General features: G+C 71.0%; 12 protein-coding genes. 6 read left to right on the forward strand and 6 right to left on the reverse strand.

What is annotated here, in order from left to right:
- Positions 1 to 427 precede the first annotated feature (427 nt).
- Positions 428 to 1,162 (reverse strand): calcium-binding protein, encoded by a 735-nt coding sequence (locus P2H44_RS13240; RefSeq protein ID WP_275764116.1) that lies wholly within the window; start codon positions 1,160 to 1,162, stop codon positions 428 to 430.
- 667 nt (positions 1,163 to 1,829) lie between these two features.
- On the opposite strand from P2H44_RS13240, the gene rpmE reads away from it, so the two are divergent.
- The 3 genes from rpmE to P2H44_RS13255 all read left to right on the forward strand — a co-directional run bounded on the left by rpmE (position 1,830) and on the right by P2H44_RS13255 (position 4,890).
- Positions 1,830 to 2,051, forward strand: a complete 222-nt coding sequence (gene rpmE / locus P2H44_RS13245) for a 50S ribosomal protein L31 (RefSeq protein WP_275764119.1) — start codon at positions 1,830 to 1,832, stop codon at positions 2,049 to 2,051.
- A 635-nt stretch (positions 2,052 to 2,686) separates the two neighbouring features.
- Positions 2,687 to 3,493 carry a division plane positioning ATPase MipZ gene (locus P2H44_RS13250; protein ID WP_275764122.1) on the forward strand — a complete coding sequence of 269 codons (807 nt, stop codon included), beginning with the start codon at positions 2,687 to 2,689 and terminating at the stop codon, positions 3,491 to 3,493.
- Between the two features lie 62 nt (positions 3,494 to 3,555).
- Positions 3,556 to 4,890, forward strand: a complete 1,335-nt coding sequence (locus P2H44_RS13255; protein WP_275764125.1) for a UDP-glucose dehydrogenase family protein — start codon at positions 3,556 to 3,558, stop codon at positions 4,888 to 4,890.
- Positions 4,891 to 5,491: 601 nt separating this feature from the next.
- Here the strand turns inward: P2H44_RS13255 and P2H44_RS13260 are convergent.
- Complete coding sequence (locus P2H44_RS13260) at positions 5,492 to 6,574, reverse strand: D-alanyl-D-alanine carboxypeptidase family protein (protein ID WP_462976288.1); 1,083 nt, start codon at positions 6,572 to 6,574, stop codon at positions 5,492 to 5,494.
- 343 nt (positions 6,575 to 6,917) lie between these two features.
- On the opposite strand from P2H44_RS13260, the gene P2H44_RS13265 reads away from it, so the two are divergent.
- From P2H44_RS13265 to clpA, 3 genes are all read left to right on the forward strand, one after another.
- A complete protein-coding gene (locus P2H44_RS13265) occupies positions 6,918 to 7,352 on the forward strand; it encodes a phasin family protein (RefSeq protein ID WP_275764127.1) in 435 nt (144 codons plus the stop codon).
- 320 nt (positions 7,353 to 7,672) lie between these two features.
- Positions 7,673 to 8,017, forward strand: a complete 345-nt coding sequence (gene clpS, locus P2H44_RS13270; protein WP_462976293.1) for an ATP-dependent Clp protease adapter ClpS — start codon at positions 7,673 to 7,675, stop codon at positions 8,015 to 8,017.
- Between the two features lie 394 nt (positions 8,018 to 8,411).
- Positions 8,412 to 10,742 carry an ATP-dependent Clp protease ATP-binding subunit ClpA gene (clpA, locus tag P2H44_RS13275; protein ID WP_275764130.1) on the forward strand — a complete coding sequence of 777 codons (2,331 nt, stop codon included), beginning with the start codon at positions 8,412 to 8,414 and terminating at the stop codon, positions 10,740 to 10,742.
- Between the two features lie 104 nt (positions 10,743 to 10,846).
- Here clpA and P2H44_RS13280 read toward each other — a convergent pair whose 3' ends face one another.
- From P2H44_RS13280 to P2H44_RS13295, 4 genes are all read right to left on the reverse strand, one after another.
- The gene (locus P2H44_RS13280; protein ID WP_275764132.1) at positions 10,847 to 11,320 is read right to left on the reverse strand and encodes an SRPBCC domain-containing protein; all 474 of its coding nucleotides are present in this window, start codon (positions 11,318 to 11,320) and stop codon (positions 10,847 to 10,849) included.
- Positions 11,317 to 11,667, reverse strand: coding sequence for an ArsR/SmtB family transcription factor (locus P2H44_RS13285; RefSeq protein ID WP_275764136.1), 351 nt, complete (start codon positions 11,665 to 11,667; stop codon positions 11,317 to 11,319). The genes P2H44_RS13280 and P2H44_RS13285 overlap by 4 nt, the downstream gene beginning before the upstream one ends.
- Before the next feature lie 191 nt (positions 11,668 to 11,858).
- On the reverse strand, positions 11,859 to 12,155 hold the full coding sequence (locus tag P2H44_RS13290; protein ID WP_275764140.1) for a 4a-hydroxytetrahydrobiopterin dehydratase: 297 nt from the start codon (positions 12,153 to 12,155) through the stop codon (positions 11,859 to 11,861).
- Complete coding sequence (locus tag P2H44_RS13295; protein WP_275764143.1) at positions 12,155 to 13,360, reverse strand: GNAT family N-acetyltransferase; 1,206 nt, start codon at positions 13,358 to 13,360, stop codon at positions 12,155 to 12,157. The genes P2H44_RS13290 and P2H44_RS13295 overlap by 1 nt, the downstream gene beginning before the upstream one ends.
- Positions 13,361 to 13,430: the final 70 nt, after the last annotated feature.

A 13,430-nucleotide genomic window follows, 5' to 3' on the forward strand; every position in this document is an offset into this window, starting at 1 on the left:
GAAAAGGGCCGGGCGCGCCGGCCGACGGCCTCGGCGCCCTTGGAAACGCGGATGCGCGCGCCGGGGGATTCGGCGGAGCGCGCAGCCTAGCCGCCCCCCGCGTCCCGGCAATCGCGCCCGCCCGCCCGCGGCGCCGCGGCCCGCCGGGGTGGGAAATGCGCAACGCCCGCCTTCCGTCCCCGCGCGCAGGCGCCGCGCCACGCGCGCGCCCGCGGCGGACCGCTCGCCCGCGGCGCATCCCGGCGGCCGCGCCCGTGGCGGGCGGGCCGCGCCGTCGCAGGGCGATCGCCGCCGGAGGCGCGCCGCGCATGAAAAGACCCCGCCCGGAAACCCGGGCGGGGCCCTCGTCGCCCATCCGCCGGAGGGGGGCTTCGGCGGCCGCGCGACGATCGCGGCCGGACGGCCCGCAGGCCGTCCGGCGAAGGCGTCACAGCATGAAGTCGTCCGTGTGCAGGTCGCTCTTCTGCGTGTCGAGCAGCGTCAGCGTGTCGTCGCCGAAGGTCAGCACCAGGTCGTCGCCGACGTTCTGGGCGTGCTCCTTCACCTCGCGCAGGCTGCCGAGATCGAACTTGGTCAGGTCGACCACGTCGCCCTCGAGCCCGTCGAAGTCCTTGGCGACGTCGTTGCCGGACTTGAACTCGAACAGGTCCGAGCCATTGCCGCCCTTCATCACGTCGTCGCCGCCGCCGCTGCGCAGCCAGTCGTCGCCCGCGCCGCCGACCAGCTTGTCGTCGCCCTTCTGGCCGACCAGCTTGTCGTCGTCGGCGCCGCCCTTGATCTTGTCTTTCCCGAGGCCGCCGCGCATCAGGTCCTCGCCGGCCTGGCCGCGCATGAAGTCGCGGCCCTTGCCGGCGTTCATGATGTCGCCGCCGCCGCCGCCGTAGAGCTCGTCGGCGTGGTAGCCGCCGAACAGCCGGTCGTCCTCGCCGCCGCCGTAGAGGATGTCGGCCCCGCGCGAGCCGACGATGAAGTCCTCGCCGCCGCCGCCGTAGACCAGGTCGGAGCCCATCTGGCCCTTGATCAGGTCGTCGCCGTCGGCGCCGTAGATCTCGTCGGCGCCCTTGCGGGCGGTGATGAAGTCGTCGCCCTCCAGGCCGAAGATGTCGTCGTCGCCGCTCGTGCCCTTGATCCGGTCGTCGCCGTCGTCGCCGCGAATGGCCATGTCGCTCTCCTTCCGTCGTTGGTCTCGGCGTCCGGGTCTCAGGCCTCCGGTGGAGGCGGGATCGGCGCCGCGTCGAGCCAGAGCTAGGCGGGGAGGAGGGCGGGCGCCAGAGGGCGGCTGCGGGTGATTTTCATTTCAGAACAGTAACATGGCGGCCACGATCGCGCCGCGTTTGGGGCGAAAGCGGGGCAGGGTCGTCGCCACCTGCACCGTCCCGCGGCCGTCCGGGGCGGCCGTCGCCGTCGGTCTCGCGGGCGCGCGACGCCGCGGGCGAAGGCGGTTCGGGGCACGCCTGCGCGCGCCGCCCCCCCCGCGCAGGGCGCCGCCTCAATCCGCCGCGATCGGCCGCGATTGGGGCGGCTCCGCGGCCGGGCCCTCACGCCGGGCCCCGGCGCGGCCCGCCGGCGCGCGCGGCTCTTTCCCCTGCATGGAAAACGGCGCCACGTCCGGGCGGCCGCGGAGGGCGCGAGCCCGCCGCGCCGCGCGGCCCGGCGCCCCCGATCCCGGCCTTCCGCGCCGCCTCGCGGCGATCTCCCCGTCCGGCTTGCCGCCGCCTGCGATTCGGGGTAGATGCACGCGCTCACCGAACGGGCGCGTCGACGGGAGACCGGGCCGCCCCAGGACCCGGATTCATTCAGCCCCGGCGCGACCGGGGGAAAGACGCGCCATGAAGAACGACATCCATCCCGAATACCACACCATCGAGGTCAAGCTCGTGGACGGCTCCACGGTGCAGATGCGCTCGACCTGGGGCGCCGAGGGCGACACCCTGACCCTCGACGTCGACCCCTCGGTCCACCCCGCCTGGACCGGCGGCGGCGCGCGCCTGATGGACACCGGCGGCCGCGTCACGCGCTTCAAGAAGAAGTTCGCCGGCCTCGACTTCTGATCCCGCAGCGGGCGCCTCGCCCGCTCCGCGGTCGATCCGACCCTGCCCACGGCGCGCTCCCACCCCGGAGCGCGCCGTTCGCGTTTCCGCCCGTCTCCCCTCCTCTCCCTGCCGGGCGCCCCGGCGCACCGCCCGCACGGGTCGCGAAGCGCCTGTTCTCCGGAGCCGTCTCTCGCGGATGCCGGAAAGAGCGACTCGGCCCCCGGGGTCAAGGATCGCGCAGCGACCCTCCGAAGGAGGGCTTGTCCTTGACCCCGGGGGCCGAGTCGCTCAGGCATCCATCAGCGAGAGACGGCTCCGGAGGACAGGCGCGGCCCTGTTCTTTGGTGAGTCAGGAGCCCGCCGGAGGCTCCGCGTTCCCGCCCATTGCCTCCACCCGCCTGCCTCGCCCGCCCGCCCCGGGCCCCGCCCCGAGCCGAGCGCCGCGGGCCCGACGCCGGCCCCGGGGCGCCTCCCGTCGCGCGGCGCCTCCTCCCGACCGCCGCGACCATCGCGAAACCTCCCCTCCCGCTGCGTTTTCTCGCCCGCCGCGCGTTGCCACCGTCCGCGTCCCGCGCGATCATGCGCCCGCGAAGCGGCCCGCCAAGCGGCCGCCGCGGCCGTGGGGGCCGGCAACAGGCAGGAGCGCGGGCGCCGTGGCCCATGTGATCGTGACCGGAAACGAGAAGGGCGGATCGGGCAAGTCCACGACCGCCATGCATCTCTTCGCCGCCATCGCCCGCCAGGGCTTCCGCGTCGGCGCCATGGACCTCGACCTGCGCCAGACCACCTTCTTCCGCTATCTCGAGAACCGCGAGGCCTTCGCCCGCCGCACCGGCCAGGACCTGTCCCTGCCCGAGCGCTTCCGCCTCCAGCCCTCCACCCTGCGCGACCGCGTCGAGGCGGAGGCGGAGGAGGAGCGCTGGTTCACCGAGGCCATCGCGGCCCTCGACGCCTCCTGCGACTTCATCCTGATCGACTGCCCCGGCGCCGACAGCTTCTACAGCCAGATGGCCCATGCCTCCGCCGACACGCTGATCACGCCGATCAACGACAGCCTGGTGGACTTCGACCTCCTCGCCCGCATGGACCCCGAGACCGGCAAGGTGCTGGGCCCCTCGATCTATTCCGAGATGGTCTGGCAGGCGCGCCGCCTGCGCGCCGGCGCCGGCCTCAAGCCCGTCGACTGGGTGGTGCTGCGCAACCGCATGTCCCACATCGACGCCCGCAACAAGCGCAAGGTCGGCGACGCGCTGGAGCATCTGGCCAAGCGCATCGGCTACCGCCTGGTTCCCGGCTTCTCCGAGCGGGTGATCTTCCGCGAGATGTTCCTCAACGGCCTGACGCTGCTCGACCTGCGCGACCAGGGCTTCGCCTTCTCGATGTCCCATGTCGCCGCCCGGCAGGAGATCCGCGACCTCCTGCGCGCCCTGAACTTGCCGGGCATGGCCGAGGCGGCCTAGAACCCCCCCCACCCATTCCGCACCGGGGCCGAGGGGGCTCCACCGCCAGGGAGAAGCGCCTCATGCGCGTGACCATGATCGGGACCGGCTACGTGGGCCTCGTCTCCGGCGTCTGCTTCTCGGACTTCGGCCATGAGGTCGTGTGCGTCGACAAGCTCGAGAGCAAGGTCGAGACGCTGCGCGCCGGCGGCGTGCCGATCTACGAGCCGGGCCTGGACGAGCTGCTGGCCCGCAACGTGGCCGCCGGCCGCCTGAGCTTCACCACCGACCTCGCAGAGGCGGTGAAGGGCGCGGGCGCGGTGTTCATCGCGGTCGGCACCCCCACCCGGCGCGGAGACGGCCACGCGGACCTGAGCTACGTCTACGCCGCCGCGCGCGAGCTCGCCGACGTGATCGAGGACGGCACGGTCGTCGTCACCAAGTCCACCGTCCCCGTCGGCGCCAACCGCGAGGTCGGCCGCGTGATCTCCGAGCGCCTCGCCGAGACCGGCCGCGAGATCCGCTTCGAGATCGCCTCCAACCCCGAGTTCCTGCGCGAGGGCGCCGCCATCGAGGACTTCATGCGCCCCGACCGCGTGGTCGTGGGCGCCGAGACCGAGGCCGCCGAGCGGGTGATGCGCGAGATCTACCGCCCCCTCTCGCTGCGCGAGGCGCCGGTGATGGTCACCTCGCTGGAATCCGCCGAGATCATCAAGTACGCCGCCAACGCCTTCCTCGCCGCCAAGATCACCTTCATCAACGAGATCGCGGACTTGTGCGAGAAGGTCGGCGGCGACGTGAAGGCGGTGGCCAAGGGCATCGGCATGGACGGGCGCATCGGCTCGAAGTTCCTGCATGCCGGGCCCGGCTACGGCGGCTCCTGCTTTCCCAAGGACACCATGGCGCTGGCGCGCACCGGCCAGGACCACTCGGTCCCGCTGCGCATCGTCGAGACGGTCATCGACGTCAACGAGCGTCGCAAGCGGGCGATGGTGGACAAGGTGCTCGACGTCTGCGGGGGCACGGCGAACCGCAAGCGCATCGCGGTGCTGGGGGTGACCTTCAAGCCCAACACCGACGACATGCGCGACAGCCCCTCGCTGGTGGTTGTGCCCTCGCTGGTGGGCGGCGGCGCCGAGGTGCGCGTCTGCGACCCCCAGGGCCGCAAGGAGGGCGACGCGCTGCTCCCCGGCGTGACCTGGTGCGAGGATCCCTACGAGGCCGCCGCCGGGGCCGACGCCGTGGTGCTGCTGACCGAGTGGAACGAGTTCCGCGCCCTCGACCTCGCCCGCCTGCGCCAGGGGATGCGGGGCCGCGGCTTCGCCGACCTGCGCAACGTCTACGACCCCGCCGACGCCGCCGAGGCCGGCTTCCACTACGTCTCCATCGGCCGTCCCCCGGCCGGCGAGACCGGCTGACCGCGCGCCCGGGGCAGGGGGGCGGCGTCGGGGGGCGTCGACCCCCCGCTCCGCCGCCCGCGGCTTGCGCCGCAAAGGCGCCCGGACGATGGTCCGGGTCTCCGGGTCTCCGGGTCTCCGGGTCTCCGGGTCTCCGGGTCTCCGGGTCTCCGGTCTGGATTCTGGGTCGCCGGTCTGCACCCCCCCGAATCTCGGGAAGGCCGGCGTTGGGGTCTCCAGTCCGTCCGCCGCCAGGTTCCCGCGTCGCGGACGTCAGCTCTGGTGTGCAACTCCAGGCCTCGTCCTCGCTGATCTGTCCCGACCAAGCGCCCACCGACGCCGCGACGCGAGGGCTCGCCGAGCATCCGGCGAGTCCGGCGCCCTCCGCGCCCCCAAGCCGCCTCCGCCCCCGCCGTCCGCTTTCGCGTGCGCTCCCCGCCGTCGCCGGTCGGGGACGGACGCAGGCCTCGCCCTGCGCCGCGGGCGGGGCGGTCCGGCTCGACGCCCGGGCGACGCGGCGCCTCATCCGGCCCGTCCCAAGCGCCCGGCGGACGAAAAAAAGGGCCCGGACGTTTCCGTCCGGGCCCTTTCTCGTCGCGCGACGCCCCGTCCTGGGGAAGGCTCAGGGGCGTCGCGGCGGCAGGTTGATCGCCAGGCCGAACTCGGTCGCCGGCCGCATCGAGGGCAGGGCCGCCCGGCGCGGCGCATAGCGCGTGCCGTTGTCCCGCTCCCCCGCATGGGCGGCCGCGGGCGCGATCGCCTGGCCCACGCGGGCCAGCAGGGAGGCCGGCGCGTCGGGCCGCTCCTCGGGAATCGGCGCCGCGGCGACCACCGTGCCGGCGGTGGCCGAGGCCGGCGGAATCGCCTTGGCGTAGCGCGGGGTCTTCTGGAAGCCCATGTCCATCAGCCGGGAGATCTTCGCCGTGCGGTCGGCCGAGCTGCGCGCCCCGAACACCGCCGCGATCACCCGCTGGTCGCCGCGATGCGCCGAGGACACCAGGTTGAAGCCCGCCGCCCGGGTGTAGCCGGTCTTGATCCCGTCCGCGCCCGGATACTCCGACAGCAGCCGGCGGTTGGTCGCGTAGACCGTCTTGCCCATCGCCGTCGTCTTCTTGCGCGAGAACAGGTTGTAGTACTCGGGGTGATCGAAGAACAGCCGCCGGCCCAGCGTGGCCATGTCCCGCGCCGTGGACAGGTGCCCGGCCTGGGTCAGCCCGTGGGGGTTCTTGAAGGTGGTGTTCGGCATCCCGAGGATCCGGGCCTTGGCCGTGGCCATCTTCGCCCAGGCGTCGACCGAACCCGCGGTCGCCTCGGCCAGCGCGGTGGCCGCGTCGTTGGCCGACTTCACCGCCGCCGCCCGCATCAGGTTGCGGATCGACACCCGCTCCCCTGCGCGCAGCCCGATCCGCGACGGCGGCTGCCGTGCGGCCAGGGCCGAGACCTTCACGGTCTGGTCCAGCTTCAGCCGACCCTCCTTCACCGCCTCGATGGCGAGATAAAGGGTCATCATCTTGGTCAGGGATGCGGGGTGCAGGCGCGTGTCCGCGTTCTCGGCGTACACGACCTCCCCGGTCCGCGCGTCCATCACCAGCGCCGCATAGGGCGCCGCCTGCGCCGGGGCCGGAGCCCAGCTCAGCAACGCCAGCAAAGCGAGCCCGATGGCCAACGCCAGGCGCGCCGGCGCCCCTGGTTTCGTCCGTCTCATAGCCGCCCTCGTTCGTCCGTCGCGCCTGTTCCGGCGCCTGTCCGTGTCACGTCCTGTCGACGTTTGGATCGTCGCATTCGCGCGATCTCTTCACAAAAGACCGTAACACGCTGCGGCGCAATTTTAAATGCCCGAGGCGAGATTCGATTCATCTCCATGAGGCGAAGGCCGGAGGGCCTTGTCGCCGCAGGCGTGTGCTGCGCCGCGTCAATTCCCTTGACGCGACGCAGCATGAGGCGTTATTCCCATCCCCGCAGCATTATACGGCTGCGCGGAGACCGCCCCCCGACGCCAACGAGTCGGCCCGGACGGACCCTAAACCGAGCCCGCGAGGAGCCGCCCCATGAACGCGATGTCCGACACCACCGCCCAGTTCGAAACCTTCGCCGCCGAAGCCCAGGCGAAGATGACCGAATCGATGGAGAAGATGGCGAAGTCCTTCGAGGACATGGCCTCCTTCGGCCAGGCCTCGCTCGACGCCTTCATGAAGTCGGCGAACATCGCCATGAAGTCGGCCGAGGAGATGGGCGCCGAGTCGATGGCCTTCTCCAAGAAGTCGATGGAAGAGGGCGTCGCCGCGACGAAGGACTTCGCCGCCTCCAAGTCCGTCATGGAGCTGATGGAGAAGCAGTCCGACTTCGCCAAGACCTTCTTCGACGGCTACATGAAGCAGGCGACCAAGATGAACGAGATGGCCATGGCCGCCTCGAAGGACGCGATGGAGCCGATCGCCGCCCGCGTCACCGCCGCCGCCGAGCTGGTGAAGACCCCCGCCTGATCCCGCGGGCGCCCGCCGCCGGCCCGTCGGGCGCGGCGGCGCGGGGCCCGGGACGGCGGCCGGAACCGGGGTCCGAAGCGGCCCCGCCGCGCGCCTGAAGGCGCGATCCGGCGGATCGATGCGAAAAGGGGGCCTCGGCCCCCTTTTTCATTTCGGCGCGAGTCATATAATATCAGGCCATGCGCACAGCGACGATGATGGGCCTGGCCGTGGATCAACACCGCGAAGCGATCCGGGACGAGATGACCGACGGCGACGGAGCGACCCTCGCCTCGGGCCGACCGCCCCTGCGCGCCGTGCCGGCGCGCGCCCTGCCGCCCGTGCGCGCGGGACGCACCCGCGCCGCGGGCCCCTCGCGCCCGACCGGCGACCCCGACGGCGCGCTGGCGGTCAAGCCCTCGACCCGCCCGCAGCGGCCCTCGATGTACAAGGTCCTGCTGCTGAACGACGACTACACCCCCATGGAGTTCGTGGTTCACGTGCTCGAGCGCTTCTTCGGCCTGCGGCACGAGAGCGCGGTGGAAATCATGCTGACCGTTCACCGCCGCGGCCTCGCCGTGGTGGGCGTGTTCTCCTTCGAGGTGGCCGAGACCAAGGTCACCCAGGTGATGGACTACGCCCAGCAGCACCAGCATCCCCTGCAGTGCACGATGGAGAAGGAGTGACGGCGCCCCGCGCCCGGAACCCCTTGATCCGCCTTCCAGCCTGAGCCTGCGCGCCCCTCTTGCGCCCGCGCCCCCGGCCCCCCACATGCGCGCTTCCCTCCCGGCCGTCCCTCGGATCGGTTCCGGGGCCGGATGTTCCCGACGCGGAACCGCTCCCGCCCCGTCATGCTGCAACGCGGCGCCTTCGACTTGGGCGTGACATGCCTGCCGCATGGGCGCCTTACGTTGCGTCGAACGCAAAAAAATGATCGCGCGCTAACCCGCCCTTGATCCGATGCTGACAAAGCCGAAGTTTAATGGTGCACTCAGGCTCTAGCCCGGGATCGAACCCTCGGGCGGGCCGGATCGCAGCCGCGCCCATGCGGGCGCGGGTCCAGGCGGAAAGGTGACGCGCATGCCCTCGTTCTCGAAGACCCTTGAGGAAGCCATCCACTTCGCGCTGAGCCTCGCGAACGAGCGCAAGCACGAGCTGGCCACCCTCGAACACCTGCTGCTCGCCCTCATCGACGAACCCGACGCGGCCCGCGTGATGAAGGCCTGCGGCGTGAACCTCGACACCCTGCGCGAATCCCTGACCCGCTTCGTGGACAACGAGCTCGAGGCGCTCGTCTCCGACGTCGACGGGTCCGAGGCCGCCCCCACCACCGGCTTCCAGCGCGTCATCCAGCGCGCCGCCATCCACGTGCAGTCCTCGGGGCGCACCGAGGTGACCGGCGCCAACGTGCTCGTCGCCATCTTCGCCGAGCGCGAGAGCCACGCCGCCTTCTTCCTGCAGGAGCAGGACATGACCCGTTACGACGCGGTCAACTACATCTCCCACGGCGTCGCCAAGAACCCCGCCTACGGCGAGGCGCGCCCCGTGCGCGGCGCCGAGGACGAGAGCGAGCAGCCCTCCGCCTCCCGCAACGAGCCGGAGAAGGAGAAGGAGGAGACGGCGCTCGGCAAGTACTGCGTCAACCTCAACGTCAAGGCCCGCAAGGGCGACGTCGACCCGCTGATCGGGCGCGAGCACGAGGTCGAGCGCGCCATCCAGGTCCTCTGCCGCCGGCGCAAGAACAACCCGCTGCTGGTGGGCGACCCCGGCGTGGGCAAGACCGCCATCGCCGAGGGCCTCGCCAAGAAGATCGTCGACGGCCAGACCCCCGACGTGCTCGGCGGCTCCACCATCTTCTCGCTCGACATGGGCGCGCTGCTCGCCGGCACCCGCTATCGCGGCGACTTCGAGGAGCGTCTGAAAGCCGTCGTGAAGGAGCTCGAGGAGCATCCCGACGCGATCCTGTTCATCGACGAGATCCACACCGTCATCGGCGCCGGCGCGACGTCGGGCGGCGCGATGGACGCCTCCAACCTGCTGAAGCCCGCGCTTCAGTCGGGCTCGCTGCGCTGCATGGGATCCACCACCTACAAGGAGTTCCGCCAGCACTTCGAGAAGGACCGCGCCCTGTCCCGTCGCTTCCAGAAGATCGACGTGTACGAGCCGACGGTCGAGGACACGATCAAGATCCTCAAGGGCCTCAAGCCCTATTTCGAGGAGCATCACGACATCCGCTACACGCAGGAGGCGATCAAGACGGCCGTGGAGCTTTCCGCGCGCTACATCAACGACCGCAAGCTGCCGGACAAGGCCATCGACGTCATCGACGAGGCCGGCGCCTACCAGCACCTGCTGCCCGACTCCAAGCGCCGCAAGACGATCACCCCCAAGGAGATCGAGGACGTCGTCGCCAAGATCGCCCGCATCCCCCCGAAGTCCGTCTCCAAGGACGACGCCGAGACGCTGCGCGACCTGGAGGCGAGCCTCAAGCGCGTGGTCTTCGGCCAGGACGCGGCGATCGAGTCCCTCGCCTCGGCCATCAAGCTGAGCCGCGCGGGCCTGCGCGAGCCGGAGAAGCCCATCGGCAACTACCTGTTCGCGGGCCCGACCGGCGTCGGCAAGACCGAGGTCGCCAAGCAGCTCTCCGAGCAGCTTGGGGTGGAGCTGCTGCGCTTCGATATGTCCGAGTACATGGAGAAGCACTCGGTCTCCCGCCTGATCGGCGCGCCTCCGGGCTACGTCGGCTTCGACCAGGGCGGCCTGCTGACCGACGGCGTCGACCAGCACCCCCACTGCGTCCTGCTGCTGGACGAGATCGAGAAGGCGCATCCCGACGTCTTCAACATCCTCCTGCAGGTGATGGACCACGGGCGTCTGACCGACCACAACGGCAAGACGGTGGATTTCCGCAACGTGGTCCTGATCATGACCTCGAACGCGGGCGCCTCCGAGCTCGCCAAGGCCGCCATCGGCTTCGGCCGCGACCGGCGCGAGGGCGAGGACACGGCAGCGATCGAGCGGACCTTCACGCCGGAGTTCCGCAACCGTCTCGACGCGATCATCTCCTTCGGCGCGCTGCCCAAGGAGGTCATCCTCCAGGTGGTCGAGAAGTTCGTCCTCCAGCTCGAGGCCCAGCTCATGGACCGCGGCGTCTCGATCGAGCTCACCAAGCCGGCGGCCGAGTGGCTGGCCGAGAAGGGCTACGACGACCGCATGGGCGCGCGTCCCCTGGGCCGCGTGATCCAGGAGCACATCAAGAAGCCGCTGGCCGAGGAGCTGCTGTTCGGCAAGCTCACCAAGGGCGGCCTGGTGAAGGTGGCGATCAAGGACGGTCAGCTCGACCTCCAGATCTCCCAGCCCACCAAGGCTCTCTCCGGCGACAAGAAGCCCCCGCTCCTGACCGCCGAGTAAGGCGCAGGCGCGAGCGAAACGAAAAAACGCCCGGCGGGTCCCCCGCCGGGCGCTTTGCGTTCCCCGTAGGGGGCATTTCAATGCGCCCCCCGCTCCAGGCGCCCTCAATGCTTCTGCGCCAGATACGCCGCATACTGGTCCACGATCATCGCCGTGCCCCGCCGCCGGTCGGCCATGTCGGCCTCGGGGCTCACCATCTGGATCTGCTCCACGTAGGTGACCTCGCAGCCCTCCGGCACGTCCCGGAACGAGACGCCGGTCAGCGAGATCGAGTAGGGCGCCCCCTTCACCACCATTTCGAAGGCGTAGACCAGGCGCATCTCCGGCTCGATCAGGTGAAAGCGCGCCTCGTAGCGGGAGTTTCCGCCGCCCGGGAAGGCGCCGTGCAGGATCTCGGTTCCGCCGACGCGGAAGTCGACGCTGCGCTCCAGTTCCTCCATGCCCGGGCCGCCGAACCAGTTGCGGCGATGCTCCGCCTGCGTCCAGGCGGCCCAGCAGGTCGCCCGCCGGGCCTTGATGATGCGGGTCTCGACCATCGTCGCGTGCTCGATGGCGGCGGTCGTCTCGGTCAGGGTCATTCCGGGTCTCCTCGCTTGGCGTCCAGCGCCTCGGCATAGGCCGCGAAGCGGTCCAGCTGCGCCTTTACCTGCCGCCTGCGGGCGGCGAGCCAGTCCTCGACCTCCCCCAGCGCCTCCGCCTGCAGCCGGCAGCTGCGCACGCGGCCCACCTTCTCGGTGGCGACCAGCCCGCTCTCCTCGAGCACCCGGAGGTGCTTGAGGAAGGCGGGCAGGCCCATCTCGAAGGGCGCGGCCAGCTCCGTCACGCTGGCCTCCCGCCGGTCGCACAGCCGCGCCACCACTGCCCGACGCGTGGGGTCGGACAGGGCGTGGAACGCCTGGTCGAGGGAAAGCGAATAGTGTTCCATGTGGTGAACCATATTCGATAGTTCACCACTTGGCAAGCTTTTCGACGCCCCGATCAGGCGCCCGCTCGCCCACAACGCCGCGGATTAAATCAACCGAAGTGATTTAATCCGCGGCGCGCACAAGCGGCGCATGTTCCAATCTGGTGCAAACTTTGCGCTCCGACGCATCGGCGCCGGGCCGAGGAGGGGCGTCACCCCTCCATCTCATCCAGCGCCTGGGCCATCTTCACGTCGCGCTCGCTCAGGCCGCCGACGTCGTGGCTGGTCAGGGTGACCTCGACTTTGTTGTAGACGTTCGACCACTCGGGGTGATGGTCCATCTTCTCGGCGAGAAGCGCCACGCGGGTCATCCAGCCGAAGGCCTCGGAGAAATCCTGGAACTTGAAGGTCTTGGTCAGGGCGTCGCGGCCCTCGACCACGGCCCAGCCGCCGTCCTGGAGGGTGGCGAGGGTGGTTTCGCGGGTGTCCGGATCCAGCTTCTCGGGCATCAGTCGTGCTCCTCGATCTCTCGGGTCAGGTCGGACTTGCGGAACGGCGAGCGCTCGGACAGCCAGGCGATCTCGTCGCCCACCGCCTCGCGCTCGGCGTCCAGGTACTCGGCCACGGCGCGGCGGAAGTTCGGGTCCGCGATCCAGTGCAGCGAGTGCGTCTTCACCGGCAGGTAGCCGCGGGCGAGCTTGTGCTCACCCTGGGCGCCCGCCTCAACGGTTTCAAGGCCTTGCGCGATGGCGAAGTCGATGGCCTGATAGTAACAGAGCTCGAAATGCAGGCAGGGGTGATGCTCGGTGCAGCCCCAGTAGCGCCCGAAGAGCGACCGCCTGCCGATGAAGTTCAGCGCCCCCGCCACCGGGCGCCCGTCGCGCTCGGCCAGCACCAGCAGGGTCTCGTCGCGCAGGCTCTCCTGCACCCGGTTGAAGAAGTCGCGCGTGAGGTAGGGCGAGCCCCATTTGCGGCTGCCGGTGTCCTGGTAGAAGCGCCAGAAGGCGTCCCAATGCTCCGGGCGCAGGTCGTCGCCGGTCAGGGCGCGGATGGTCAGGCCGGAGGCGGTGGCCTCCCGCCGCTCGCGCCGGATGTTCTTGCGCTTGCGGGAGCTGAGGTCCGCGAGGAATGCCTCGAAGTCGGCGTAGCCGCGGTTGCGCCAGTGGAACTGCTCGCCGGTGCGTTGCAGGAGGCCGATCTCCGCGCCCATCTCCCACTCCGCCTCGGTGCAGAAGGTGACGTGCAGGGAGGAGAGGCCGTTCGAGGCGGTCAGCTGCACCGCCCCCTGCACCAGCGCCGAGACGACGGCGGCCGGGGTCTCCCCCGGCGCCACCAGGAAGCGGCGCCCGGTGGCCGGCGTGAAGGGCACCGCGCCCTGGAGCTTGGGGTAGTAGTCGCCGCCCGCCCGCTCGTAGGCATGGGCCCAGGAATGGTCGAAGACGTATTCCCCCTGGCTGTGCCCCTTGGCGTAGAGGGGCATGACCCCGATCACCCGCTCCCCCAGGCGCGCCACGAGGTGCCGCGGCGCCCAGCCCGAGCCTCGCCCGACCGAGCGGCTGTCCTCCAGCGCCTTGAGGAAGCGATGGGTCAGGAACGGGTTCTCGGGCGGCTGGCCGGGGGCGCCCTCGGGGTCGGCGCAGCGGTCCCAGTCCTGGGCGTCGATCTCGTCGATCGAGGTCAGGGCCGTGATCTCGACGACCTCGGATCCGTCCATGGGGAAGCCTCCCGCGGTTGCGTGCGTAACAGGATGGGGAGCGGCGCGGGCCGGTCAATGCCCGGCGCGG

It is taken from the genome of Albimonas marina (assembly GCF_029223255.1).
In the GTDB taxonomy this organism is placed as follows: domain Bacteria; phylum Pseudomonadota; class Alphaproteobacteria; order Rhodobacterales; family Rhodobacteraceae; genus Albimonas.

Coding starts and splice junctions, on each gene's coding strand:
- P2H44_RS13285 (WP_275764136.1), bottom strand. CDS start 11,667: ATGGAACACTATTCGCTTTCCCTCGACCAGGCGTTCCACGCCCTGTCC.
- rpmE (WP_275764119.1), top strand. CDS start 1,830: ATGAAGAACGACATCCATCCCGAATACCACACCATCGAGGTCAAGCTC.
- P2H44_RS13295 (WP_275764143.1), bottom strand. CDS start 13,360: ATGGACGGATCCGAGGTCGTCGAGATCACGGCCCTGACCTCGATCGAC.
- clpA (WP_275764130.1), top strand. CDS start 8,412: ATGCCCTCGTTCTCGAAGACCCTTGAGGAAGCCATCCACTTCGCGCTG.
- P2H44_RS13240 (WP_275764116.1), bottom strand. CDS start 1,162: ATGGCCATTCGCGGCGACGACGGCGACGACCGGATCAAGGGCACGAGC.
- P2H44_RS13280 (WP_275764132.1), bottom strand. CDS start 11,320: ATGACCCTGACCGAGACGACCGCCGCCATCGAGCACGCGACGATGGTC.
- P2H44_RS13255 (WP_275764125.1), top strand. CDS start 3,556: ATGCGCGTGACCATGATCGGGACCGGCTACGTGGGCCTCGTCTCCGGC.
- P2H44_RS13290 (WP_275764140.1), bottom strand. CDS start 12,155: ATGCCCGAGAAGCTGGATCCGGACACCCGCGAAACCACCCTCGCCACC.
- P2H44_RS13265 (WP_275764127.1), top strand. CDS start 6,918: ATGAACGCGATGTCCGACACCACCGCCCAGTTCGAAACCTTCGCCGCC.
- P2H44_RS13260 (WP_462976288.1), bottom strand. CDS start 6,574: ATGAGACGGACGAAACCAGGGGCGCCGGCGCGCCTGGCGTTGGCCATC.